This is a genomic window from Paraburkholderia sp. BL25I1N1 (assembly GCF_003002025.1).
Taxonomy (GTDB): domain Bacteria; phylum Pseudomonadota; class Gammaproteobacteria; order Burkholderiales; family Burkholderiaceae; genus Paraburkholderia.
The window spans coordinates 1-22,754 of sequence record NZ_PVZB01000034.1 but is presented as its reverse complement, the minus strand read 5'-3'; the positions used below and the strand labels follow the sequence as shown (position 1 = coordinate 22,754).

Here is a 22,754-nt window from a genome sequence, read left to right as displayed (position 1 = left end):
GATTGATGTCGATCAAGGATGAGCAAAACGGCGGGGTGCGGTGCACTGACGCAGTGCGCGGGCTAAATCAGGCGACAGTCTGCTGCGGCAAACCGTAGATCAGGTCGACGTTGATTGAGAGAAATCCCGCATCGCGTGCGCCGCTGAGTGCGCGTTCCACCACATCGAGCGGCTGGATGCGATTGACAGCTTGCTGAACGTCGGTAGCAAAGTCCTGTACGTCGAAGCTCGCTCGGTTGAAGCCGAGGCGCGCGAGTGGTGAAAGCGTTCTGGCGCTGACGGTTCGTGGATCAATTTCGATGGCAAGTTCTGCGTCGATCGAGAACGCGAAGCGGTTCTGCAGTTGCTGGAAAGCTCTTCGAGTTCGGCAACAGGGAAGAAGGTCGGCGTTCCACCTCCCAGATGCAGCTGCACGGTTCGCCGGTCAGATCCTAGATGTGACGCGGCCAGATCCATCTCACGAACGAGGTAGCTCAGATATCTGGCGCTGCAGCCATGGTCGTGCGTAATGACCTTGTTGCATGCGCAGAAGTAGCAGAATGATCTGCGTGCCGTTCGGCGGCTGCAGCCAGTCCGGCAATGGCTGCGAAATCGGTGTCTCCGGGTGCGAGAAACATCTTGGGTACCAGTCAATGCGGTTGAAGGCCAATAGTCCGGCCTCAAGGCTCCCGCTATCGACATTCCTACGCGTGACCCGGTGTCGCATCCTGACTTCGGGATCGGGACCGGTTGACCCTGCGCAAGGGCAGCCCTGATTTGCGCGTCGACAATTCCCCGCATACATCAACAAGGGGAAAGCGATGAAGCACATGATCAAGGCCGTCATGATCGTGGCAAGCCTGTGCTCTACCGGTTTATTCGAAGTGCTGGCATACGCGGATGACGTCAGCGCGAACGGAAGCACGATGGCAGGCCAGGTGACGGCGGATAGGATCCACGCCGGTGACGTGCTCGTGCGTCTGCGTGCCATCTCGATCGAGCGCGAAGTACACACCAGCGGCACCTTGTCGTCGCTCGGCGTGGGTGTCAATAACGCACTCGTGCCGGAGTTGGACCTGACCTATATGATCCGCGACGCGATCGGCATCGAGCTGATTCTCGCCACCTCGCGGCACCACGTGACGTCTCGCCTCGGCGATCTGGTGGCGTGAACGTGCTGCCACCGACGCTGCGACTGCAATATCACTTCAACCATGCTGGCATGATCCGACCGTATGTCGGCGCGGGAGTCAACTACACGTACTTCTACAACGACGGCCTGAGCGCGGGCTCCGAAGGCATCCAGGTGTCACGCAGCAGCTTCGGTCCGGCGGTGCAGGCTGGCGTCGACGTGCAGATCACGAAGACCGTCTTTCTCAACGCGGATATCAAGAAGATCTGAATGCACACGGACGCCTCGGTCGGCGATAGTTCGTTGGGCCGGCTGGACATCGACCCACTGGTACTGGGAATAGGCGTCGGGATGAAGTTCTAGCGAGCGCGCAATGACAGACCACAGCTCGCACCAACGGGCGATCCGCTGCGCCCCATCCACCTGAAACGGAGATCTGGTCACTATGCCTCTGTACGACTACCGCTGCGCGGCCTGCGGCCACGCATTCGAAACGCTGGTGCGCGCCGGCAACACGCCCGCCTGCCCGCAATGCGGCGGCACCGCGCTGGACAAGCAGGTCAGCGCGCCGGCCTCGCCCGGCAAGAGCCGCGCGATCATCTCCCGCGCGCGGCGTCAGGCGGCGCGCGAAGGGCACCTCAGCAACTATTCGCCGGCCGAGCGCCGCAAGCTGCTGCGCTGAGCCCAATGGGGAATCGCGCTGTCGATATAGATGTAGATGAACCTCGAGGGCGCCTACGGGATGGCACTCAGTCTCACCGTCTTCATGGCCGGCACGCTGGATCAGGCCACCGCCGACAGCCTGCTGGAACGCGCGAAGGGCATCTGCCCGGATCTCGACGCGTGGCTTCGCAACATTGCGTCAGCACGGCCGCCCTCGCGCTCGCGCGCTTCGATGACCACGACGGAAACGTCCTGCGCATGCAGTACGCGCGCCAGCGCGAGGCCGCGTAGCCCCGCGCCGACGATGGCCACGTCGACCACCAGCGATTCGACCGCGGTCATCTCGTCGCTCAAAGCCCAGAAACAAAAAACTTCGACCGCTGCGCCACGCCTGCACGGCGGGCGGAATAGGCGTCTGGATATCGATCTCGGTCATGACTTCGACGAAGTCGCTGTCAGAGACCAGGTAGTTAGAGGCCGGCGCACGGCCGCCAATCGGCTTGTAGAGCAGCGCGCCCGAGGCCGGCACGGCATCCAGCAACGCGCCGTCTGCGCTATAGGCCGCGAACCAATGGCCGAAATGCTCGGCCTGCGACAGCCCCTGCAACTGCGCCCAGCCGTCCTGCGGCCGCGCCTGCCAGCGCGCAGGCGAGGTGTCGTCGTACCAGTTGTCGACAACCAGCCCGGCGCCGATCGCCGCCAGCGCGCAATGCAGTGCTGACGGCGTCGACGTCATGGCGAAGGCCTCATTCATGACGCTCACCAGCGACTTGCGATGCTTGAAGTTTTCGATGAACTGCGCCGCCCGGGTCAGCCGGGTGCGGATCTTGTGCTGCACGCTGACCTTGGCCGTGATGATTTCGGCGAGCGCGAGCGGCGTGGCAGGGGTGGCCGTATCGGGGCACAGCGCGAGCAGCGCCGGTCCCAGGTACGGAATGACGCCGCCCGCACACAGGCGTTCGGCGATCGTCTGGACTGAAACGGTCATGGAGTGCGCCTCACAGATAAATGGCAGCGCCGGCGCCCACGTTGGTCGCGGTGTCTTTCAGCGTCTTGACGATGTACTTGACCTGGTCGGTGTCGAGTAGTGTGTGCAGCGGCAGCGCCAGCGCGCGATCGCCGATGCGCTCAGTGTCGGGCAACAGGCCGCTCTTGCGGCCGATCGCATCGCCCGCGTTCATGTAGTGGAACTGCTGATGCAGCGGATGGCTGTAGGCCACCGTCTCAATGCCGCAAGATTTCATGTCGTCGATCATCTGGGCGCGCGCTCTCTGCGTAAAACGCTTGCCCAAATGCACAACATAGAGCATCGAGTGCACTTCTTCGACGTCCTCGGCCACGTAGGCCGGCTTGATCCCTTCGAAGCTTTGCATCTCTTCGTGATACCAGGTCTCGACCTGCTTTCGCTGCGCGAGGCGCGTGTCGAGTTCGGCCAGTTGCGCGAGACCGAGCGCGGCGGTCAGATCACTGATGCCCGCCTGCAGCGGCACCCGCGAGCCGACCGAGACGGACGCGCGGTCCGTGACGCGCCGCTCGCGCAGATAGCGCAGTTCATGGACGAGTTCGTCATCGTCGGTGACGAGCATGCCGCCCGCTCCTGTGCACAGCGCGGACGGGCTGGAGAAGTCGAACACTGATACGTCGCCGAAACTGCCGACGTTGCGGCCCCGGTAGCGCGAGCCCAACGCCTCGGTACTGTCTTCGATCAGCCGCAAGCGCTGCGCGTCGGCCAGTTCGCGCAGCAGCGCCCACGCGGCCGGGTGACCGTTGGTATTGCCGGCGAGGATCGCGCGCGTGCGAGGGCCGATCTTCTGCGCGGCTTTTTCGGCGCTCAGACAACCGCTCCAGTAGTCGATGTCGGCGAACACCGGCATGGCTCCCGCCAGCGTGATCGCCTGCGCCACCTGATGCCAGGTGTGCGACGCGCAGACCACCTCGTCTCCCGGGCCGATCCCCGTCGCGCGCAACGCAATCCAGGTGGCGAGCGTGCCGCTCGCGACCGCGACCGCATGCTCCCGGCCAACCCAGCCCGCAAACGCGCGCTCGAACGAATCAAGCATCGGCCCGTCGCTCCAACGCGAGGATTGCAGCACCGCGTTGACGAGATCGATCTCGCGCGCCGCGCAAGCCGGTTCGCTCAGCGCGATCTCATCGATTTCCATGCGCCTCGTCCTCGGTCAGGATCAACGCATCGGCCTCTTCAGGCCGCTGCGTGATGAACCTGCAATGCCCGGCCGACATCGCGAAATAGACACTGCGCGCACCGAACCGGAGCGCTGCTGTCTCGTCGCGCATCACCGTTGCGCTGACATGCATTGTGCGCACCTCGGGATAACGTTCGTGCCATTGCGTGGCGGCGTCGCGTAGCGTCTGTGCCGTGCGGAGCAGGTCCGCCGCGAAGTCCAATTGCTCGGCGTTCAGGCTCATCTCACTCCTCCACGCCAGCAATGCGTCGCGCTTCGACCGTGATGGGCAGTGGCGTATCGTCGGCCATCGCGGGCAATTCGAGTTGCCAGCCGTTTGCGAGCGTGACGAGACCGCCCCACATCCCGGGCTGCGCCATCGCGACAATGGGCTCCTCCAGGTCCTTCTTTGGCACATAGGCGCTCAGCGCGCCCTTACTGTCCTTGCGGATCATGACTTTCATGGTTGCGGACTCCGGAGATTGATGACAGGTTCAAACCAGGTTCAAGCGGGATGCGCTGCTTCCTCCAGCAGCGTGCAGCCAGCGAACGCGCCAGCTTCAGGTGCGCTGCATGTTCGATCGCGCTGAATACGCCACGGTGCCGGCCCTCCGGCGCCGCCGCGTGCAGCCCGCACACGGCCAGGTGATTGGCTTCGGTGGCGCCGCTGGCGAAGATCAACTCTGCGGGCTTGCAACCGAGCGCTCGCGCGAGCGTCGCACGGGCCGCAGCGAGCGTGCCCTTCGCCTGCTGCCCGACGGCATGCTGCGACGACGCGTTGCCCCACACATCCGTCAGGATGGACAGCATCGCCTGCCACGGCAGAGGCTGGCTGCATGGTCGCGTTGTGGTCGGGATAGATCGTCGCCCGGCTCCGTTAGTTTGCTTCACGGCCAGAACACGCATTCGCGATCGATGCACAGCGTGTCCAGCAGCTCGGCCAGATCGGTGCTCTCATGCTGGGGCATCCATCGGTGCGACGCATGATCGCGCGCGCTCGGGTGCCACATACCGTCTTCATCGCGCGTGAGCCAGGCTATGTCGATCAGCCCGCCATTCGCGTCGACATTGCGGGAGCAGCACGGGCTCTCGATACGGAACCCCGGCCCATCGCGCAGCACGCGCGGCACCACATAGCGGTAGCGGGTACGCTCGCGCAACGCTTGCTCGATCTGGCGCTGGGTCAGGTCGAACGGGCGGCCCGCGCGCAAAACCCTCGCGCGGCGCCGCCGCTTCTGGCGCGCTCGCCTGAACCGTCATGACATGGCTCCTTCTTCGGGTAGCAGGCCGGCGGGTGCGGGCGCAATTTCATTCTCCGTGCATCCGACGACACAGTTGCCGAACTCCACCAGATAGACCGGCTCGCCGCTCTCAATCACCTGGCCGACGTTGACGATTTCGCCGACCGTACCCGCCTCGGCCAGACAATCGTCCTGGCCGCGCTCCGGAAAGCTGCCGTCGTTGCACAGGTCATCCAGCGCGATCACGCGCATGCCCCACTGATAAGCAGGCTGAACCGGTTCGATACTCATGCTGACGGCTCCTGCGGTTGCGACGTTTCCGGCTGGACCCGCGTGCCGATCTTGTGCAGCGCTTCGGCCCGCTCGCCCAAGCCTTGCACCACGTCGTCCGGCAGGTTGTCGAGCGTGCATAGCTCTTTCGCGCGCATGCCGACACGGTGGCCGCTCTCGACGAAATACACCGCGTAGATATAGAACTGCTGAAGGAAGGTGTCGATGCTGGTGACGTAGCCGATCTCGCCCTTGTTCACCAGCACTTCGCCGATGTCCTTGCCGTTGTAGGTGCCGTCGTTGCGGATCACCGCGCGTGCGATCACGCGCTCGCCGTAGTTGAAGCGCGGGGGAAACGCGACCTCGATCAGGTCGTCATCGCGGTTGATGTCAGCCATGCTTCACTCCTGCTGATCGTTGCGTCTGTCCGGTGGTCATCAGGTTCGCGACCTCGCCCGACCGCCGGCGCCGCCGCGCGAGCGCGCGCACCTCTTCGTCCGCGTCATCCATGAGCGACGCCACGATTTCGCCAGCGGCGCGCCGCGCGACTTGCCAGCGCACTCGCCAATCGGGATCGAACGCGAGGCGCGATAGCAGCGTGGCGGGCAGACGCTCGGCAACGCTGCGGCGTACCTCGACCTCGCTGGCGTCGGCATCGCCCCGCATGCCGATCAATGCAGCAGGCGACAGGCGCTGCGCCACGCGAATCCGCACCTCGCGATGCGGATCGTGGATCAGGCGCGCCAGTTGCGCCTGCGGCAATCGCAATGCGAGCTGCAGCCGGCCCATCTCGTCGGGGTCGCCGAGCAATGCGGGCAGACAAAACACACCGGCGTGACTCGCTGGCCCGCAACCGTGCTCCGCCGGCAACTCGCGCAACCGCACGTACCCGCAGCCGGCGCAGTCGAGCGGGCCGCCCTGCCAGTGGCGCGGTGCAATGTCGCCGCCTGGTACGCGCACGTTCTGTACGCTCATGGTTGCGTCCCCGTCCAGCCGCGCGTCGGATAAGCGCTCGGCGCATCCATTGCATCGTCGGACCCGACGCCGGTCTCATGACGATCCAAGACCTGCGAAAGCAGCGCGCCCCCCACCCGGTCTTCGGGATCGAGCCGGCGCAATTCGCGCAGTCGCATGCGCGCTTCTTCAAAGTCGCCGAGATGCATGTTGAGGTACGCGAGGCCCTTCAGCGTGAACAGATAAAAACGCGCGGCCGCGTCATAACGCGTGGTCACGATCGCGGCCGCAAGCGGTTCGTCGCCGAGATCTGAGCCCAGCGCGGTGCGGGCGACCGCCAGCGCGTCTTCGCCGATCGCACGCGCCTGCGCCAATTGATGGCCGTAGAAGTAAAAGCGGTACAGCGCGATCAACGGCACCGGATGGCGCGGCGCGGCGGCGCGGGCGCGTTGCAACAGCGCGAGCGCCTCGTCGGGGCGCTCGCGCAACCGACCCGCCTCGGCGATCAATGCATTGACGCCCGACGGCAAGCCGCCGCCAATCGCTCTCTGCGCAAACGCGGTCATTACGTCGTCGAGGGCACGGTCGCCGGACTCCATCGCCATCGCTCCTCTTCAAGAGATCTGACGCGGCAGCGGCGGCCGCCCGCGGCCAATCGCGCTGACATCGATGGTCGCCACGCCCGGCGGCGCCGATTCCGCACTGCTGCTGCAACCACAAGCGGCCTGGTTCGGATTGAAGAAGATCAGGCCGGACTGGGTTGGCGTGTCGGCGAAATCGATCGTTATGCCTTCGAGCATCAGCCGGCTCTCAGCCGGCAGGAATACGCGCAGGCCGTTGATGTCGAGTTCCTGTTCGCCTGGTTGCAGCGCCGGCTCGGCGGTGAATTTCGCGGTATAGCCGGAACAGCCGCCGGCGCTCGCCACCAGACGAAAGCCGGCCCCAGCCGGCAGGCCCGAAAAGCGCACGATACGACGCATGAACTTCTCGGCGGCGCTCGTAACAGTTACGTTGGACAGCATGATGCGTAGTCTCCTGATGGATGAATGGCCGGGCCGGCCACGAGCCAGACTCAAACCTGAACGATGCAGCCGTCCACGGGACACACGGCGACGCACTGCGGGTCGTCGAAGTGGCCTTCGCATTCGGTGCATTTCTTGGGGTCGATCGCGAACACGCCGCCTTTGTCGCTGATCGCGACATTGGGGCATTCCGGTTCGCAGGCCGAGCATCCCGTACAGGTGGACGCAATAATCTTCAGAGGCATGGCGGCTCTCCTGTTGTCCTGTCTGGAAGGGTGTGTCACGCCGCTGAGGCTGACGAGGTGTAAGCGCCCTGGCGGATCGAAGCATCGCCGCGGTTTAGGTGCACAATGGCGCCGCTGGCGATGCGACTGCGGTAGTCGTTGAACCAAGCAAGCACCGCTTTTTCGATAAATTCGCCGACGTACTGATCGACCGGCTCGATGCCCGCTTGCGCCAGTTCGTCTTTCGGGCAGGCGCCGATCTTCGCGACCAGCACCGCGTGGCAGTCGCGAAGCGCGCGCACGACCGACGGTAGTTGCTCGTCGTCGCCGTAACCGCCCCGGCAATACAGGTCCACCCGGCGATGGCCGACGAACAGCGCTTGGGCTGCCGAGACCTCGAAGATCTGAAACTCCGTGACGTGGCCGAAGTGCTCGTTGACCCGGCCGCCGCCCTTCGTTGCGACCGCGACCAGCACCTTCATGTCGTCGGCGACGTCGATCTCGCGAGAGACAGCCAGCGCTTCCTGCTTCGCGTCGTGCTGCGCCTGACGCTCGGCTTCGACGCGCTGCTGGTATTCACGGCGGCGGTCGAGGTCGTAGACCACTTCCATCTGCTCGATCTTGTCAAGGGTGAAATCCTCGCTGCGGTCCTCGCCCAGCAGGCCAACCGCATCCGCGCGGCACTGGCGGCAATGACGCATCAGGTTGGCGCCGCCCATGCAGGCGTCCTGCACGGCCTTGAGTTCCTGCGCAGTCGGTCCGCGCTGGCCGCTCAGGCCAAAGTGAGTGCCGTGCTCGGGCTCCGAGATCAGCGGCATGATGTTATGCAGGAACGCGCCGCGTTTCTTGACGTCGCGGTTGACCTCGACCAGGTGGTCCTCGTTGATGCCGGGAATCAGCACCGAGTTGATCTTGGTCAGCACGCCGCGTGCGGTGAGCATCTCGAGACCCTTCATTTGCCGGTCATGAAGGATTCGGGCTGCTTCGTAACCGGTCACGCGCTTGTGCTTCCAGAAAATCCACGGATAGATTTTCTCGCCCACCGCCGGGTCGACCATGTTGATGGTGATTGTCACGTGGTCGATGTTGTACTTGCAGATTTCGTCCACGAGGTCGGGCAACGCCAAGCCATTGGTCGACAGGCACAGCTTGATGTCCGGCGCCTGTTCCTGCAGCATCCGGAGCGTCTCGAAGGTCTTCTTCGGGCTCGCCAGCGAATCACCAGGACCGGCAATGCCAAGCACCGTCATCTGTGGAATCTCGCTTGCGACCGCCACGACCTTCTTCACTGCCTGTTGCGGCGTTAGCTTCTGAGAGACCACGCCGGGACGCGACTCGTTCGAGCAGTCGTATTTGCGGTTGCAGTAGTTGCACTGGACGTTGCAAGCCGGCGCCACCGCCACATGCATGCGCGCATAGTGATGATGGGCTTCTTCCGAGTAGCATGGGTGATTCTTGACCTTCTCCCAGATGTCCGGCGGCATGTCGTCGAGACTACCCGACACGCCGCAGCTGGCCTTACCCTCGCCACCGTGCGTGCCGCAGCCGCCACCGGTGGACGGGTCTTCGATCTTCACACCGAGCGGTTTAATCTGCCCAATGCTGATATAGGCCGCTGCGGGCAAGTCGCTCGCATTTGAACTCGCTTGCATGGATATCTCCTCGCAACCAACGGCGGCCGCGCGCAAGCCATAGAGCCAGATCCATGCCACTCGACAAGAACGCCAGGAATCAATGGGTTAGGATATATTTCGCAGTTCTGTTTGATCCCGGCGCGCGACGTATCCCTACAATTTCGTTGCGTCGTGTCGGTGTTGCGACAAATCTCACACGACCCGGACAGCATGTTCTGAACCAGCGAGAGGGACCCGCACAAACCAGATCAATCGTTCGCGTTCACCCTCCGGCTTCCCCGGCTTGCGATTTCGCGAACGTGTGGTCGTCCGCTGCTGCTCGTCACGCGAGAGTCCCGTAGCGCTCAGGCCGCGCAGTTGCCCGTCCGGTTCGGCCAGCACCACAAAGGCGCGCCGCCACTCCATCGTCTGCACAAGATAATTCGGGGACTCGCGGAAGGCTTTCGCCACATCGAGCGACGAAACCAGCGTCTTGCTCACCTCGTAGACGCAGTCCAACGCTTGCCTGAATGTTCACCGTTGACTTCCCCTTCGTGCGCTGCGCGCTTTCGATGTTAACGACAAATCCGACAAAAAGAACGGCGGCAATCCTCACTCGTCGGGCGCATCGACACAAAAACAACAGCGAAACAACAGCGGCCCAGCTGAAAGAGGCCACTAGAGCGTGAAAATCCACTGGCATGGAAGTTGCCCTGAAGGTCGCACTACCCCCGCTTTCAGGAGCCTGCAATGTCGGATTTCCAACGCGTCAGTACCAGCCTCCATCCGCGCGGCGCCAACCCGGTGCATCTGGATCATGCCGCCACCACGCCGGTCAATCCGCGCGTGATCAGACGCATGCTGCCTTACCTGACCGAGATGTACGGCAATTCCGCCAGCCGTTCGCATGCCTACGGCTGGGTCGGCGAAGAAGCGATGGAACTCGCCCGCGAGCAGGTCAGCGCGCTCGTCAACGGGGACCCGCACGAGATTGTCTGGACCTCGTGGGGCTCGGGCCGCGCATGCGGATCGCGTGCCAAATGCACGGCGGCGTCCACGACGCGTGGCATGCGCTCCGGGACGTTGTGCACGCATCAGATCGTCGAGGAACTGCCATTGCCGCCGGTCGAGATCCACTGCTCGATTCTCGCGCCGAGGACGCGATCAAGGCGGCAGTGTCTGACTTTCGCTCGCGCCAGACGATTCGACGCGCAGCAGCCGACGACCTGTTACTCGCCGAGCAACCGACCTGCTCGTCTAACCCGAAGTGAGTCCATTCAAGCCTGAGAGGAACCTCCATGGAGACGCTCACCCAACCGGCTTCCGCCACACCCGGCGTCATGCCCGGCCTACTCGAATTCACGCCTCAGGCCGCTGCGAAAGTGGCCTCGCTGATCGAGGAAGAAGGCAATCCCAACCTGAAGCTGCGGCTGTACGTGTCCGGCGGCGGCTGTTCGGGCTTGCAGTACCGCTTCGCGTTCGACGACCAGGTGGCGGACGACGACATGCAGACCGTCACGGACGGCGTCACGCTGCTGGTCGATTCGATGAGCCAGCAATACCTGCCCGGCGCGCGCGTCGACTACGAGGACAGCCTGGAAGGTTCGCGCTTCGTCATTCACAACCCCAATGCGCAGAGCACCTGTGGCTGCGGCAGTTCGTTTTCCGTGTGAGGCAATCATGAAGATCTCACTGACTGGCGCCTCCCGACGACGAGGAGAACAACCAGTTCGACAATGCGTGGGGCCTTGACGTGCAATCGCGTCTCGCGTGCTGCGTGAAGCTGCGCGACGCCGACCTGACGATCGAACTGCCGCCACATACGCGCGAGCTCGCGCGTGAGCGTTGAGGGCATGCGTCCTTTGCGCCGTGCGGCCTCTTCAAGCGCCATAGCGGTCATAGCCGCGCTGATAGCCGCCGCATGTGTTTATCTTCCCGCATCGCCGTTCCTATGGATAACCAATCCCTACAGCGTTTGCATAATCGCGCCGACCGCGTCCGCACGTCCTGGCTGACCACGCCCATCGCATCGCGCATCGCTTTCTGCAGCGCCGTGTTCATCGCTACACCTGGCTGTTCGAAACAGGACATTCGCGACAGGTCTTCGTTGGAACCGCTTCATCACAGCGCCAGCGAACACCGGAAAGCCCTGCGGCAAGCGGCTATTCGCACTAACCGTGCATGGCGCAGTACTTGCAAACCGTATGATCAAATGCCTAAAGGACAACTTCCCGTGTCGAATCCGATCATCAACGACACCACACTGCGCGACGGCGAACAGACCGCTGGCGTCGCATTCACGGTTGCCGAAAAATGCGCGATTGCCGAGGCGCTGTCAAGCGCCGGGGTACCCGAACTGGAAATCGGTATCCCCGCAATGGGTGCCGAGGAAATCGATTGCATCCGGACCATCGTCGCGCTGAATCTCGACGCCGATCTGATGGTCTGGGGCCGTCTCACCGACGCGGACCTGGCGTCGGCCTTGTGCTGCAATCCCGACATCATTCACCTGTCGATTCCCGTCTCCGATATCCACCTTCAACACAAGTTGCGCCAGCCGCGCTCATGGGTGCTCGCGCAGGTGAATCGCGTAATCAGCGCCGCCGTCAAAAGCGGCCGCAAGGTTTCGCTGGGCGCGGAGGATGCTTCGCGCGCGGACCCCTCGTTCCTCGACGACGTGGCGCGGCACGCGCAACAGTGCGGTGCGCAACGCATCCGCTTTGCGGACACGCTCGGCGTCCTCGATCCTTTTTCGACCTATGAAGCGATTGCGCGATTGCACGACGCGGTCGATCTGGAAATCGAAATCCACGCGCACAACGACCTCGGGCTCGCGACCGCGAACACCCTTGCCGCACTGCGCGCCGGCGCAACCCACTCCAACACCACCGTCAATGGTCTCGGCGAACGCGCCGGAAATGCCGCGCTGGAGGAGATCGTGATGGGCGTGCGCCATATCATGGGTCGCAACACCGGCATCGACACGACCGCGCTATTGAGCATCTCTCGGCTTGTCGAACGGGCTTCAGGACGCCAGGTCGCGCTGAACAAAAGCATTGTCGGCGCCAGCGTATTCACGCACGAGTCCGGCATCCACACAGACGGGCTCGCGAAGAATGCATCGACCTACGAGAGCTTCGATCCCGCCGAACTCGGTCGCGAACGCTCGGTCGTGCTCGGCAAGCATTCGGGTTCGCAAAGCGTGCGCCAGGCTTATGACGCGCTCGGCCTGCCCGTCAGTGAAAAGCTGCTCGTGCTGCTGCTGACCCGTATCCGCCACCATGCCACCCAGCACAAGCAAGCGCCCAGCGCCGCCGACCTGTATCGCTTCCTGATCGAGTTGCGCTACACCGTCGGAGAATTGTCATGAGCGGCGCTGTGGTCGGCTTCACGGAGTGCGTCGCGAAACCCGGACAGTCGGGCACGACGACACCGTGCGCCACCAGCGGCGCCTGCGACAAGTACTTCGCCGAGCCGACGTTCTGCCCACACCTATCCTCATCCGCTTGCAAGGAGTAGACGCGATGGAAAGCTTTGTCCAGCAACTCAAGGCGCTGTCCTCAGCCGAGGACTTCCTGCAGTTCTTCGGCATCCCGTTCGACCAGAAGGTCGTCAACGTGAGTCGACTGCACATCCTCAAGCGCTTCTTTCAGTACATCCAGCAACAGGACGCGCTGCCGGAAGGCGACGAACCCGCCCTGTTCGCGTCGTATCACGCGCTGCTGCTGAAGGCTTACGGCGACTTCGTCACCTCCACGCCGGCGCAGGAAAAAGTGTTCAAGGTGTTCCGGAACACAAATGGGCGGCAGCACGTTTCACTCGACAGTCTGCGCGCGTCGCTGCCCGCGCGCACCCTTGCCTGACAGGTGGAGCAAGACCATGCACATCGTTAAGACCATGCACATTGTCGTCTGCATCAAGCAGGTCCCGGACTCGACGCAGATCCGCGTTCATCCGGTCACCAACACGATCATGCGCCAGGGTGTTCCGGCGATCGTCAACCCGTATGACCTGTTTTCACTCGAAGAGGCGCTGCGACTGAAGGACCGCTTCGGCGGCAAGGTCACGTTGCTTTGCATGGGCCCGCCGCAGGCCGAGGAAGCGCTGCGCAAGTGCATCAGCTTCGGCGCGGACGACGCCGTGCTGCTCACCGACCGTGCATTCGCTGGCGCGGATACGCTCGCTACGTCGTACGCGCTGGCAGCGGGTATCCAGCAGATCGCGAAGGAGCAGGCGGTGGACATCGTGTTCACTGGCAAGCAGACGATCGACGGCGACACCGCGCAAGTCGGCCCCGGTATCGCCAAACGCCTCGGGCTGCAACTGCTGACCTACGTGTCGCGCATCGTCGAGACCGCTCTCGATGCGCGCACGATCACCGTCGAGCGCCGCGCCGAGGGAGGCGTGCACGTGCTCAGGACGGCGCTGCCGTGCCTGATCACAATGCTGGAGAACACCAACGAACTGCGCTTTGCGACGCTGCCCGCGATGATTCATGCGGCCGGCTATCCGGTGCACAAATGGAACTGCGAACAGGCCTGCATCGAAGATCTCAGCAAGATCGGCCTGAAGGGCTCGCCGACAGTGGTCAGCAAAGTCTTTGGACCGACGCCGCGCAGCGAGAAAGCGGAGATGCTCGACCTCGACGAATCGAGTCTTTGCGACGTGTCGGTGAACCTGCTGCAAAAGATCTTCACGCGCCATCCTACCCTGGAAGCTGACCTGCTGATGAAGGAGGGTTCATGAACGCACCCGCCGCCCCCGCGAAGAAACCCGCCGGCCGCGCAGGACGCAACCTCGAACTGCCGAAACACCTGAAGGCCTACAAAGGCGTCTGGGTCTTTATCGAGCACGATCGTGGACACGTGCACAGCGTCTCGTGGGAACTGCTCGGTGAAGCGCGCAAATTGGCCGACACGCTCGGCAGCCGAGTGGGCATCGCGGTGCTCGGCGGCGCGAATGAACCGCTCGAACAGTTCGCCGCAGAAGCCTTCACTTACGGCGCGGACGATGCGTACATCGTCCACGACCCGGTCTTGCAAGGCTATCGCAACGAGCCGTTCACGAAAGGGCTGACCGACCTCGTCAACCGGCATCAGCCCGAGATCCTGCTGCTGGGCGCGACGTCGATGGGCCGCGACCTCGCCGGCTCCGTAGCGACGACCCTGCTGACCGGGCTGACCGCCGATTGCACCGAACTCAACATCGATCCCGCGTCGCGTGCGCTGGCGGCGACGCGCCCCACCTTCGGCGGCTCGCTGTTGTGCACGATCATGACGCTCGCGTACCGTCCGCAGATGGCGACGGTGCGCCCGCGCGTGATGCCGATGCCGCTGCGCGACGCCGAACGCACCGGCAATATCGTCCATGGAACGCTGGGGATGGTCGAGACGGACATCGTCACGAGGCTGCTCGACTTTATCCCGGATGCGAGCAGCAACCGGATCAACCTGCCCTATGCCGATGTGATCGTGAGCGGCGGCAAGGGGTTGAAGAGCCCGGAAAACTTCCAGCTGGCGTTCGAACTGGCGAACGTGCTCGGCGGCGAAGTGGGTGCGACCCGGCCATGCGTGCAGGCCGGCTGGGTCGAGGGGGAGCGCCAGGTGGGACAGACCGGCAAGACGGTGCGGCCCAAACTCTACATCGCCGCGGGCATATCCGGGGCGATCCAGCACCGCGTGGGCATGGAAAGCGCAGACGTGATCGTGGCGATCAACACCGACCCGAACGCACCCATCTTCGATTTCGCACACTACGGGATTGTCGGCAATGCGTTGCAAGTACTGCCCGCGCTGAAGCAGGCTTTTGTTGAGCATTTGACCCGGCGCCGCAAGCAGGTTGCCTGAGGAGAATCACGATGAGAAAACCTTCACAGTTCGATGTGATTGTGGTCGGCGCCGGTCCGTCCGGCAACGCTGCCGCTTACACGATGGCCAAGGCAGGTCTGGAAGTGCTGCAGATCGAGCGCGGCGAATATCCGGGCAGCAAAAACGTTCAGGGTGCGATCCTGTACGCGAAGGCGCTCGAAGAGATCATCCCGGACTTCCGCGACGATGCGCCGCTGGAGCGCCACATCATCGAGCAGCGGATGTGGATGCTCGACGATACGTCGTTTGTCGGTACACATGTGCGCAGCGAGGATTACAACAAGCCGCCCTATAACCGCTACACGATCATCCGCGCGCAGTTCGACAAGTGGTTTTCATCGAAAGTGCGCGAAGCCGGCGCACTGCTGCTCTGCGAGACCACGGTGAAGGAACTGATCATGGACGGCGACCGGGTGGTCGGCGTGCAGTGCGACCGCGAGCACGGCGATGTCTATGCCGACGTGGTAGTGCTCGCCGACGGCGTGAATTCGACGCTCGCGCGCAAGGCGGGCTTTCATGGAGAGATCGGGGCCGGCGACGTTGCGCTCGCCGTCAAGGAGATTCTCTTCATGCCGGAGGAGACGATCGGCCAGCGCTTCAACGTCGGCGAGGACGACGGCGTCGTGATCGAGATGGTCGGCAGGATCACCGACGGCATGATGGGCACTGGCTTCCTCTATACCAACAAGGAATCGCTCACCATAGGCGTGGGCTGTATGCTGAGCGACTTCAAGAAAAACCCCAACCGCACGAGCCCCTATGTGCTCCTCGAAAAGATGAAGCGGCACCCGTCGATCGCACCGCTGATTGCGGGCGGCGAGATGAAGGAGTATTGCGCGCATCTGATTCCCGAAGGCGGTTTTCACGCAATCCCGCAGGTCTACGGCCACGGCTGGATGATCGTTGGCGATTCAGGCGGTTTCGTGAACGCCGCGCACCGAGAAGGATCGAATCTTGCCATGACCACAGGACGCCTCGCCGCCGAAACGGTGATCCACGCGAAAGCCGCGGGCCACGGCTACCGCGCCGGCACGCTCAAGGCCTACAAGGCCGCGCTCGATCAGAGCTTCGTGATGAAAGATCTGCACAAGTACCGCGACATGCCGGCCGTGCTGCACCAGAATCCGCAGTTCTTCACGACCTACCCCGACCTCATGGCACGCGCCGCGCGCACGATGATCACGGTCGACGGTAAGGACAAGAAAAGCAAGAAGCGCGAGATTTTTTCGAGCTTCCGCAAAGCCCGTTCGCTTTCCGGCATCGTGGGTGACGCCTACAAACTCCTGAGGGCCTTCCGATGAGCACCCTACCCGTCAACGTAGAGGAAAAGCTGTTCCAGAACCGTTACCGCGTCGATGCAGGACGGCCGCACGTCCACATCAAGGATGCCGACGTCTGCCGGAGCGAATGCAGCGAGAAGAGTTGCACCTTTGTCTGCCCGGCCTCGTGCTACAAGGCCGAAGGCAACGGCGCGGTGACGCTGATCACCGACGGCTGCCTCGAATGCGGCAGTTGCCGCATCCTCTGTAGCGACCACCAGAATATCGAGTGGGACTACCCGCGTGGTGGTCACGGCATCCTGTTCAAGTTCGGTTGACGAACATCGTCATGGCCAGACCAGAACGACATGTGTTTGCTTGCACCGAGAACCGGCCGCCGCCGCATCCGCGGGGCGCCGGGGGCAAGGGCTCGACCGCGCTGCTGAAGGCCTTCTGGGCGGAACAGCAGAAACGCCAGGCGCCCGATACCGTCGCGATCACGTATTCGGGCTGTCTCGGCCCGTGCGATCAGCGCACGAACGTGCTCATCTATCCCGACGTGGTGCTCTACAGCAGCGTGACGATGGCCGACGTGGAGAAAATCTTCACGCGTCAACTCGAAGGCCGCGAACCGGTGCGGCGCCTCATCGAAGGCCTGCATGGCGCGCCGGCCGAGCAGATCGACGCAGTCCTGTGGAGCGTCACGCTGACCTCTCCGCGAAGCCTTGCCGCCTACTATCTGCTCAACAAATTCCATGCCGGACGCCGCGAACTCGATGAGGCAGAGCACGCGGCCCATCTGGGACTAAAAGCAGCTGCGCATGCCGCCGGGTTGAATGAGGATTGGCAGATGGTACAAGCCGGAGACGCGAACTTCCACGCGCCCGATCCCGCCCGCTTCTGGCTGTTCACGCTAAAGGCGCTCGCCTTCATCGGCCTGCGGCGCGGCGAACGCGAAACCGCCACACAGTTGATCACACAACTACGACAGCTCGATCCGGCTGGCCACCTCGGCTTCGGCGTAGTGGAAGCGTTGCTGCAACGGTCCGTCTGAGGAGAAGCACGATGTCCAAACAGCCCGCCATTGCATCGTTGGCCGACGACAATCTGGCAGCCGGCGGCGTGGCAGCAGTCGACCGTGCGCTGACCCTGCTGGCCGCCTTCGGCAACGGCACGCACGTGCTGTCATTGAGCGCGCTCGCGGAACGCACGCGCCTGTACAAGAGCACCGTGCTGCGCCTGCTCGCGTCGCTGGAACATGCGCATCTCGTGGTGCGCCGCGCCGATGGCTGCTACGTGCTGGGGTCCGGCGTCGCAAGGCTGCATGCCATCTATGCGCAATCGTCCTCCAGCGAGTCGCTGGTGATACCCGTGCTGCAGGAACTGGTGGCCGCGACCGGTGAAAGCGCCGCGTTTCACGTACGTCAAGGTGCGCAACGGCTATGCCTGTATCGCGTCGACTCGCCACAGCCTGTGCGAGATCACATCCGCGCGGGCGAGCTACTGCCGCTGGATCGTGGCACAGGAGGCCGGGTGTTGCGAGCCTACTGCCACGAGGGCGATAAGGCACTCGGTCAGCAGATCCGCCGCCAGCAGGTCATCGCGCTAGCAGGAGACCGCGATCCGCAATTGGCAGGTATCGCCGCGCCGGTGTTCGGCCCGTCCGGGCAACTCGCCGGTGTCATTACGCTGACCATGCCCCGCGAGAGACTGGACTCCGCTTGGGCGGAGATAGTGAGGAATTCTGCGCGAACTCTCACACGATACCTTGGCGGAATCAAGCCGGGCGAGGCAGACGGGTGTTGATGCGTGAGGAACGAACTTGGGTTGTTACTCGCTTTTACTGAATGTCTTAATGTTGGCCATTGCGGCCAGCCGCGCTCGATCCCAACTTCGACTCAACGAATGTCAGTAGGTGGGTAGCCCGTGGGAATCGAACCCACAGGCCCTCCCAGGTAGGGTCGAGAACTGGCGCGCGCACCGATAGGCGCCGGTGGTGATTCCACCGCTTTCGCGATGGCCCGCAATCCGGCAACCGTGGTCACGTTTCCAGCTCCCGCCACGTCGAACGCAGCGGGCCGATTTCCGGCACTACGCTCTGCGTTCGTCTCACCAGCACTCATCTGACAGAATTTCTCTCCGCCTTTTCCTCAACGCTCACCACGCGGACTCTTTACCCGCGCAGCTTGAGGTGATTTGAAGCCAGCTCCTGCAAGCCGACTTCGAGGGGCCCGCCCTCATCTTCAATAAAGCATTGCTCACGCAATCGCTGCGCTTGCATTCGTAGCACACCATGGACACCCTCAGTTTGCCAAGTTTTCAATCGGCGATGATGGGTAGGTAGATTGCAACCATAGATTCGGACTTTCAATGTGGCTGTGCCGCTGTGCCTGACGGGTTTCGCTTGATCGGTTCCCCGTCGCTTTCGCACACTCGACGGTGCTCGGACATTCCCGGGCTTTGCCGACCACGCTCTAACCTGTCGTGCCATCACGTCATGATTACCTAAGCAATCGGTCGACTCTTCTCGTGTTGTCAGCGTTTTGTCCTGCTATTAGCCGGGCTGACTACGCAACCGCAGCGGCAGATGTGTCTTCTGCCCGGAACTCCCGGTCATCTGCCCACAGCGCCCATACGGCGCACGATCTTGTTGGCGTGCGACAGAGTCGCCTCGCTGATATGACCCCGGGCGCGCCTCCAGAAATTCAACGGGATCGAACACCACCGCTTGCGTCGCTGACCGCATCCGGTGTGGGCTGATGGTCGAGCGCGACATGGCCGACGCACCGGCGATGACAGCGCCGCGTTCGCACCACCTTACTCGAGATACCGACCGCCCCTGAGGTCGGCCGGGCTGTTCTCGACGATTACCGAATTGGCGCCGACTGGGTCGCTTCCGATCGTGATCATGCCAAGGTCCGCGCCAAACCCTGGCTTGACTTGTCTGAGCTATTCACATCAGTCGCGATGTCGCGGCCCCGACACGCCGCAAGTCCGACAGTGCTTTCAGAAACGCTTGATCTCGACACCGTATTTCCTCAGCGCGTAGCCAATCTGGCGAGGCGTCAGTCCAAGCAGCCGCGCCGCTTTTGCCTGCACCCAGCCGGATCTTTCCATGGCGGCGATGAGACGCTCGCGGTTGGTCATCTTCGCACCACTTCCGAGAGCTGCACGGCCAGGCACTATCGGAGCCCGCTCGCTGTCGACAGGCGGGACCGCAACTGCGCCCGGCGTAGCAGCCTCAGCCGGGGGCGTACCCGGCTTCACTTGCACTGGTACGATCGGCCCGGGCTGCAGCACCATCTCGTCCGATCTGCTCTTCCACAGCATCGCGGACAGGCACTGGCCGTGGCAGCAGGCAAAGTCGTTTCTCACGATCGCTGGTCCCGGCGCCAGGGTCGCGCTCCGCTGCACGCAATTCTCGAGCTCGCGGACATTGCCGGGAAAACCGCAGTTCATCAACACTTCAATCGCGTTCGCATCGAAGGTCAGCGTACGGCTGTTCTCGCTGTTGAAATTCTTGAGAAACTCAACGGCGAGGAGCGGAATATCACTGCGCCTTTCACGCAACGGCGGCAGCAGCAAGGGAACCACGCTGAGGCGATAATAAAGGTCGGCGCGGAACTCGTTCCTTGCCACCGCATCTTCTAGGTTCTTATTCGTGGCGGCAACCACGCGAACATCGACCTTGATGGTCTGGTTGCTGCCGACGCGCTCGAATTCTTGCTCCTGCAGGACGCGCAGCAGCTTTGCCTGGAACGAGGCCGAAATCTCGCCGATCTCGTCCAGAAACAGCGTCCCCTTGTCGGCGAGCTCGAAGCGCCCCTTGCGCGAATTGAAGGCGCTGGTAAAGGCACCCTTCTCATGACCGAACAATTCGGATTCCAGCACCGTCTCAGGAAGCGCCGCGCAATTGAGCTTGATGAAGGCCCGCTTGGCTCGCGGCGACAGCTCGTGAAGGGCCTTGGCGACCAGCTCCTTCCCGGTACCGGATTCGCCGCGCAACAGAACTGTGCTGTTCGATTTGGCTACCACCGCGATCTTCTCAAGCAGGCCGCGCAGCGCCGGACTGTCGCCAATGATCCCCTCGACATGAAACTTCTTACGCTCCTGCGCAGGGTACTTGAGCTCGGACAATTGATTTTGCAGCCCGTCCCTCCCCGCCATCAGCCGCTCGCGGTCGCTCTTGAATAAGCGATGCAGCTTCACCGTCTGCCCCACCAGGTTGGCGATCATAGTAAGCAGCCGCACGTCGCAATCGAGCCGGAAGTTAGACCCATTGTCCAGGATGCGGTCGATGGTCAGCGTGCCCACGACCTTCGCGTCGATGCGAATAGGAACGCCGATGAACGACACTCGCGTGTTGTCGGAAGCACCGAGCACGCCCATGTCGGCGGCACTGAAGCCCGAATGCCCCACTACGTTCTCGGCGACGAGCGGCCTGTCCGTCGACATGATCTGGTCAATTGCCTTCTGCGGCAGGCGCATCCGGTAGCGCTCATCGCTGCCTTCGCTCCAGCCGGCGCCAACGGTAATGTCCGGTACGCCATCATCGTCGAAGAGAGAGACGATACCGAGCCGCATCTGCACAAACGATTGCAGGAGATCGACGACGTTGGCCAACATGACTTCGAGCCGGCAGGAGGCGCTAAGTACCTTCGATATCTCCAAGATGCCGGTAAGCGCGCTCTCGTACCACTGCACAATAGGGACCGCGTGGTCCGTCTCGGACTTTGAGCTAGGCCTTTCGCGTACGGAAGCGATATGCAGCATGACGACGTCCTCGTTGTGGGGACCGTGCTCCCCGTCACCTTGTTCGGATTTGCGGGCATTGTGTTGCATATCATCCTCGATCTAGCGCCCAATTTCACGGGCTGACCTCAAAAGATAATGCCCTTTCATGGAAGGACGGTGAAACTGTAGTGCCTTGATGTACTTATTTTCTGCTTTTGCGATTTCGCTGCGTGGATTCCGTTAGGAACGCGAGTTCCATTGATGTCGCTCAAATCAACTGCGATTTGTCTACTCCAGGTGCAGCCGATTACAGGTGTCGTCCATCATTGATTGCTGCCTCGGTGCCCGTGAGATAACTCGCCGCATCCGAGCATAGGACGAAGATCTATCTTTGCGACCGCTTCGGGCGTGCCCGCCCGGCGCAGTGGGATATTTGGCACAAGAAGCGCTTCCGTGTCGGGCGACAAAATGTCTGTCCTGAACTGGCCGAGGACGTATGGAAACCGATTTCAGATCGTCACATCCGAGCCTATCGGTCCGATTAATCTGGTTTGGTAAGTCATGGCTGCGTTAGCGTAACGTTTCAAGTGCAAAAAAAAAGCCCCTCCGGGCTCTAGGTGCCAGCCATCCTCACTACCTCTATTGTTTTGGCAACCCCAAGTATCTTCACGACGCGCTTCAGGTTGTAGGCCAACACCTGTAGACTCATTTCGGTGCTGACCCGTCCGAGCGTTCGGGTCAGGAAGTGTGTGACCCCCAATCCAGTGCTTCAGCGTGCCGAAGACATGTTCGACATGTGCTTCTGCGGATGGTCATTGCGTCAGGCTTGCGCTCTAGCCGACGCTGCATGGCCTCAACTATATGCTCATGTTCCCATCGTCGAATGCGTCGGTAGTCGCGGGGTGACATCGTTCCTCGAGCGGGCAAAGCGGGCAGGCGCCGGGCCAGTAGCCATCGTACTTGCGCACGTTCTGGCCAAGGAAATCGAAACCGTCTGCAATGTTCGTGATCCGGGACTTCTCTTCCGAGCGCTCCAGACCTTGAGCGGCCATAAACTGCCTGACCGCCGGAAGCATCTCGAATTCGAGCACTTCTTTCGACATACCGGTCACAATAAAGTCATCGGCGTAGCGAACGACGTTGAGTTGGGCCTTGCTGCGTGCCGCCGCGGTGAGATTACGCTCGGTCATCAGAGCATCGAGCACGACGAGCAGATTTAGATCGAGGCCCTTGAAACGCATGATCCCAACTTATTCATAGCGTGGATGCGTTCCATCAAAACAATCGATTTTACGAAATGTACGGCATGGAGGATAGTGTTTCCTGGTAGATCCGACTGGATTTCGCAAACCTGCTGGCGCCTTCGTCGTGCCGGGGTAGCGGATGAAGTGTGTCGTAGAACTGAGCGAAGCCGAGGAAATGACGTTGCAGCAGTTGTCGATCAATCACATGCATCGGGACACGCGCACGCGAGCGGCGGCCCTGTCGTTGCGCGGACACAGGATCAAGCGCAAGCTCACCGCCGGGCAACTCGGCGTGAGCGGGCAGTCCGTCTGCGACTGGCTCACACATGGCGCAACAGCGGCGTGGACGGCCCGATGACCGCCATTACG

Annotated in this window: 26 protein-coding genes and 6 pseudogenes; 14 read left to right on the top strand and 18 right to left on the bottom strand. The window is 62.5% G+C overall.

Annotation, left to right across the window (positions count from 1 at the left end; all coding sequences use genetic code 11):
• Positions 1-70: 70 nt before the first annotated feature.
• Positions 71-543, bottom strand: a pseudogene (locus tag B0G73_RS41800) (radical SAM protein); the annotation flags it as partial.
• A 362-nt stretch (positions 544-905) separates the two neighbouring features.
• On the opposite strand from B0G73_RS41800, the pseudogene B0G73_RS35165 reads away from it, so the two are divergent.
• Together B0G73_RS35165 and B0G73_RS35160 are read left to right on the top strand one after the other, a co-directional pair.
• Positions 906-1,474 (top strand): annotated as a pseudogene (locus B0G73_RS35165) (OmpW family protein).
• A gap of 82 nt (positions 1,475-1,556) precedes the next feature.
• The gene (locus B0G73_RS35160) at positions 1,557-1,793 is read left to right on the top strand and encodes a zinc ribbon domain-containing protein (protein ID WP_106285680.1); all 237 of its coding nucleotides are present in this window, start codon (positions 1,557-1,559) and stop codon (positions 1,791-1,793) included.
• Positions 1,794-1,894: 101 nt separating this feature from the next.
• Here B0G73_RS35160 and B0G73_RS40980 read toward each other — a convergent pair.
• From B0G73_RS40980 to B0G73_RS41980, 15 genes and pseudogenes are all read right to left on the bottom strand, one after another.
• A pseudogene (locus B0G73_RS40980) lies at positions 1,895-2,044 on the bottom strand (hypothetical protein); the annotation flags it as partial.
• The gene (locus tag B0G73_RS35155) at positions 1,974-2,762 is read right to left on the bottom strand and encodes an SIR2 family protein (RefSeq protein WP_106285679.1); all 789 of its coding nucleotides are present in this window, start codon (positions 2,760-2,762) and stop codon (positions 1,974-1,976) included. The pseudogene B0G73_RS40980 and the gene B0G73_RS35155, both read right to left, overlap by 71 nt.
• Before the next feature lie 10 nt (positions 2,763-2,772).
• Entirely contained in the window at positions 2,773-3,936 is a 1,164-nt protein-coding gene (locus B0G73_RS35150) for a DegT/DnrJ/EryC1/StrS aminotransferase family protein (RefSeq protein ID WP_106285678.1), read from the bottom strand.
• Positions 3,923-4,201: a hypothetical protein gene (locus B0G73_RS35145; RefSeq protein WP_106285677.1), complete on the bottom strand. Its 279-nt coding sequence runs from the start codon at positions 4,199-4,201 to the stop codon at positions 3,923-3,925. The genes B0G73_RS35150 and B0G73_RS35145 overlap by 14 nt, the downstream gene beginning before the upstream one ends.
• Position 4,202: 1 nt before the next feature.
• The gene (gene nifT, locus B0G73_RS35140; RefSeq protein WP_007177241.1) at positions 4,203-4,421 is read right to left on the bottom strand and encodes a putative nitrogen fixation protein NifT; all 219 of its coding nucleotides are present in this window, start codon (positions 4,419-4,421) and stop codon (positions 4,203-4,205) included.
• Positions 4,393-4,767, bottom strand: a complete 375-nt coding sequence (locus B0G73_RS35135) for an aminotransferase class V-fold PLP-dependent enzyme (protein WP_243856883.1) — start codon at positions 4,765-4,767, stop codon at positions 4,393-4,395. Before B0G73_RS35135 ends, nifT begins: the two co-directional genes overlap by 29 nt.
• Before the next feature lie 77 nt (positions 4,768-4,844).
• Positions 4,845-5,168, bottom strand: a complete 324-nt coding sequence (locus B0G73_RS35130; RefSeq protein ID WP_258194115.1) for a hypothetical protein — start codon at positions 5,166-5,168, stop codon at positions 4,845-4,847.
• A gap of 45 nt (positions 5,169-5,213) precedes the next feature.
• Entirely contained in the window at positions 5,214-5,489 is a 276-nt protein-coding gene (locus tag B0G73_RS35125; protein WP_071336673.1) for a nitrogen fixation protein NifZ, read from the bottom strand.
• Complete coding sequence (locus B0G73_RS35120) at positions 5,486-5,866, bottom strand: nitrogen fixation protein NifZ (protein WP_106285676.1); 381 nt, start codon at positions 5,864-5,866, stop codon at positions 5,486-5,488. The genes B0G73_RS35125 and B0G73_RS35120 overlap by 4 nt, the downstream gene beginning before the upstream one ends.
• On the bottom strand, positions 5,859-6,443 hold the full coding sequence (locus B0G73_RS35115) for a 4Fe4S-binding leucine-rich repeat protein (RefSeq protein WP_106285675.1): 585 nt from the start codon (positions 6,441-6,443) through the stop codon (positions 5,859-5,861). The genes B0G73_RS35120 and B0G73_RS35115 overlap by 8 nt, the downstream gene beginning before the upstream one ends.
• Positions 6,440-7,021, bottom strand: a complete 582-nt coding sequence (locus B0G73_RS35110; RefSeq protein WP_106285723.1) for a hypothetical protein — start codon at positions 7,019-7,021, stop codon at positions 6,440-6,442. The genes B0G73_RS35115 and B0G73_RS35110 overlap by 4 nt, the downstream gene beginning before the upstream one ends.
• A gap of 15 nt (positions 7,022-7,036) precedes the next feature.
• Positions 7,037-7,444, bottom strand: a complete 408-nt coding sequence (locus tag B0G73_RS35105) for an iron-sulfur cluster assembly accessory protein (protein ID WP_106285674.1) — start codon at positions 7,442-7,444, stop codon at positions 7,037-7,039.
• 50 nt (positions 7,445-7,494) lie between these two features.
• A complete protein-coding gene (locus tag B0G73_RS35100; RefSeq protein WP_090811334.1) occupies positions 7,495-7,689 on the bottom strand; it encodes a 4Fe-4S binding protein in 195 nt (64 codons plus the stop codon).
• Between the two features lie 35 nt (positions 7,690-7,724).
• On the bottom strand, positions 7,725-9,320 hold the full coding sequence (gene nifB / locus B0G73_RS35095) for a nitrogenase cofactor biosynthesis protein NifB (RefSeq protein ID WP_106285673.1): 1,596 nt from the start codon (positions 9,318-9,320) through the stop codon (positions 7,725-7,727).
• Positions 9,321-9,494: 174 nt separating this feature from the next.
• Positions 9,495-9,782, bottom strand: coding sequence for a hypothetical protein (locus B0G73_RS41980; RefSeq protein ID WP_374956949.1), 288 nt, complete (start codon positions 9,780-9,782; stop codon positions 9,495-9,497).
• A gap of 249 nt (positions 9,783-10,031) precedes the next feature.
• On the opposite strand from B0G73_RS41980, the pseudogene B0G73_RS41975 reads away from it, so the two are divergent.
• The 11 genes and pseudogenes from B0G73_RS41975 to B0G73_RS35030 all read left to right on the top strand — a co-directional run.
• Positions 10,032-10,286: pseudogene (locus B0G73_RS41975) on the top strand (aminotransferase class V-fold PLP-dependent enzyme); the annotation flags it as partial.
• 293 nt (positions 10,287-10,579) lie between these two features.
• Positions 10,580-10,954 carry an iron-sulfur cluster insertion protein ErpA gene (erpA, locus tag B0G73_RS35075; RefSeq protein ID WP_106285672.1) on the top strand — a complete coding sequence of 125 codons (375 nt, stop codon included), beginning with the start codon at positions 10,580-10,582 and terminating at the stop codon, positions 10,952-10,954.
• Between the two features lie 23 nt (positions 10,955-10,977).
• Positions 10,978-11,130: pseudogene (locus B0G73_RS35070) on the top strand (2Fe-2S ferredoxin); the annotation flags it as partial.
• Between the two features lie 384 nt (positions 11,131-11,514).
• Positions 11,515-12,651 carry a homocitrate synthase gene (gene nifV / locus B0G73_RS35065; RefSeq protein ID WP_106285722.1) on the top strand — a complete coding sequence of 379 codons (1,137 nt, stop codon included), beginning with the start codon at positions 11,515-11,517 and terminating at the stop codon, positions 12,649-12,651.
• Positions 12,652-12,805: 154 nt separating this feature from the next.
• Positions 12,806-13,144 carry a nitrogenase stabilizing/protective protein NifW gene (gene nifW / locus B0G73_RS35060; protein ID WP_106285671.1) on the top strand — a complete coding sequence of 113 codons (339 nt, stop codon included), beginning with the start codon at positions 12,806-12,808 and terminating at the stop codon, positions 13,142-13,144.
• Between the two features lie 34 nt (positions 13,145-13,178).
• The gene (locus B0G73_RS35055) at positions 13,179-14,027 is read left to right on the top strand and encodes an electron transfer flavoprotein subunit beta/FixA family protein (RefSeq protein WP_106285721.1); all 849 of its coding nucleotides are present in this window, start codon (positions 13,179-13,181) and stop codon (positions 14,025-14,027) included.
• Entirely contained in the window at positions 14,024-15,127 is a 1,104-nt protein-coding gene (locus B0G73_RS35050) for an electron transfer flavoprotein subunit alpha/FixB family protein (protein ID WP_106285670.1), read from the top strand. The genes B0G73_RS35055 and B0G73_RS35050 overlap by 4 nt, the downstream gene beginning before the upstream one ends.
• 11 nt (positions 15,128-15,138) lie before the next feature.
• Positions 15,139-16,449: an FAD-dependent oxidoreductase gene (locus tag B0G73_RS35045; protein ID WP_106285669.1), complete on the top strand. Its 1,311-nt coding sequence runs from the start codon at positions 15,139-15,141 to the stop codon at positions 16,447-16,449.
• Positions 16,446-16,745 (top strand): ferredoxin family protein, encoded by a 300-nt coding sequence (locus tag B0G73_RS35040; protein WP_106285668.1) that lies wholly within the window; start codon positions 16,446-16,448, stop codon positions 16,743-16,745. Before B0G73_RS35045 ends, B0G73_RS35040 begins: the two co-directional genes overlap by 4 nt.
• Positions 16,746-16,756: 11 nt before the next feature.
• Complete coding sequence (locus B0G73_RS35035; RefSeq protein WP_308705950.1) at positions 16,757-17,461, top strand: ferredoxin; 705 nt, start codon at positions 16,757-16,759, stop codon at positions 17,459-17,461.
• An 11-nt stretch (positions 17,462-17,472) separates the two neighbouring features.
• On the top strand, positions 17,473-18,213 hold the full coding sequence (locus B0G73_RS35030; protein WP_106285667.1) for an IclR family transcriptional regulator: 741 nt from the start codon (positions 17,473-17,475) through the stop codon (positions 18,211-18,213).
• Positions 18,214-19,413: 1,200 nt separating this feature from the next.
• Here the strand turns inward: B0G73_RS35030 and nifA are convergent.
• Both nifA and B0G73_RS41550 read right to left on the bottom strand, forming a co-directional pair.
• Positions 19,414-21,249 carry a nif-specific transcriptional activator NifA gene (nifA, locus tag B0G73_RS35025; RefSeq protein WP_106285666.1) on the bottom strand — a complete coding sequence of 612 codons (1,836 nt, stop codon included), beginning with the start codon at positions 21,247-21,249 and terminating at the stop codon, positions 19,414-19,416.
• Between the two features lie 505 nt (positions 21,250-21,754).
• Positions 21,755-22,286: pseudogene (locus B0G73_RS41550) on the bottom strand (transposase); the annotation flags it as partial.
• A gap of 238 nt (positions 22,287-22,524) precedes the next feature.
• Between B0G73_RS41550 and B0G73_RS35010 the strand changes: the two are divergent.
• The gene (locus B0G73_RS35010) at positions 22,525-22,743 is read left to right on the top strand and encodes a hypothetical protein (RefSeq protein WP_106285665.1); all 219 of its coding nucleotides are present in this window, start codon (positions 22,525-22,527) and stop codon (positions 22,741-22,743) included.
• Positions 22,744-22,754: the final 11 nt, after the last annotated feature.

Coding starts and splice junctions, on each gene's coding strand:
- nifB (WP_106285673.1), bottom strand. CDS start 9,320: ATGCAAGCGAGTTCAAATGCGAGCGACTTGCCCGCAGCGGCCTATATC.
- B0G73_RS35115 (WP_106285675.1), bottom strand. CDS start 6,443: ATGAGCGTACAGAACGTGCGCGTACCAGGCGGCGACATTGCACCGCGC.
- B0G73_RS35105 (WP_106285674.1), bottom strand. CDS start 7,444: ATGCTGTCCAACGTAACTGTTACGAGCGCCGCCGAGAAGTTCATGCGT.
- nifA (WP_106285666.1), bottom strand. CDS start 21,249: ATGCAACACAATGCCCGCAAATCCGAACAAGGTGACGGGGAGCACGGT.
- B0G73_RS35040 (WP_106285668.1), top strand. CDS start 16,446: ATGAGCACCCTACCCGTCAACGTAGAGGAAAAGCTGTTCCAGAACCGT.
- B0G73_RS35100 (WP_090811334.1), bottom strand. CDS start 7,689: ATGCCTCTGAAGATTATTGCGTCCACCTGTACGGGATGCTCGGCCTGC.
- B0G73_RS35135 (WP_243856883.1), bottom strand. CDS start 4,767: ATGCTGTCCATCCTGACGGATGTGTGGGGCAACGCGTCGTCGCAGCAT.
- B0G73_RS35155 (WP_106285679.1), bottom strand. CDS start 2,762: ATGACCGTTTCAGTCCAGACGATCGCCGAACGCCTGTGTGCGGGCGGC.
- B0G73_RS35145 (WP_106285677.1), bottom strand. CDS start 4,201: ATGAGCCTGAACGCCGAGCAATTGGACTTCGCGGCGGACCTGCTCCGC.
- B0G73_RS35035 (WP_308705950.1), top strand. CDS start 16,757: ATGGCCAGACCAGAACGACATGTGTTTGCTTGCACCGAGAACCGGCCG.
- B0G73_RS35010 (WP_106285665.1), top strand. CDS start 22,525: ATGAAGTGTGTCGTAGAACTGAGCGAAGCCGAGGAAATGACGTTGCAG.
- nifT (WP_007177241.1), bottom strand. CDS start 4,421: ATGAAAGTCATGATCCGCAAGGACAGTAAGGGCGCGCTGAGCGCCTAT.
- B0G73_RS35125 (WP_071336673.1), bottom strand. CDS start 5,489: ATGAGTATCGAACCGGTTCAGCCTGCTTATCAGTGGGGCATGCGCGTG.
- B0G73_RS35030 (WP_106285667.1), top strand. CDS start 17,473: ATGTCCAAACAGCCCGCCATTGCATCGTTGGCCGACGACAATCTGGCA.
- B0G73_RS35110 (WP_106285723.1), bottom strand. CDS start 7,021: ATGGAGTCCGGCGACCGTGCCCTCGACGACGTAATGACCGCGTTTGCG.
- B0G73_RS35045 (WP_106285669.1), top strand. CDS start 15,139: ATGAGAAAACCTTCACAGTTCGATGTGATTGTGGTCGGCGCCGGTCCG.
- B0G73_RS35055 (WP_106285721.1), top strand. CDS start 13,179: ATGCACATTGTCGTCTGCATCAAGCAGGTCCCGGACTCGACGCAGATC.
- nifW (WP_106285671.1), top strand. CDS start 12,806: ATGGAAAGCTTTGTCCAGCAACTCAAGGCGCTGTCCTCAGCCGAGGAC.
- B0G73_RS35120 (WP_106285676.1), bottom strand. CDS start 5,866: ATGGCTGACATCAACCGCGATGACGACCTGATCGAGGTCGCGTTTCCC.
- erpA (WP_106285672.1), top strand. CDS start 10,580: ATGGAGACGCTCACCCAACCGGCTTCCGCCACACCCGGCGTCATGCCC.
- B0G73_RS35160 (WP_106285680.1), top strand. CDS start 1,557: ATGCCTCTGTACGACTACCGCTGCGCGGCCTGCGGCCACGCATTCGAA.
- B0G73_RS35150 (WP_106285678.1), bottom strand. CDS start 3,936: ATGGAAATCGATGAGATCGCGCTGAGCGAACCGGCTTGCGCGGCGCGC.
- B0G73_RS35050 (WP_106285670.1), top strand. CDS start 14,024: ATGAACGCACCCGCCGCCCCCGCGAAGAAACCCGCCGGCCGCGCAGGA.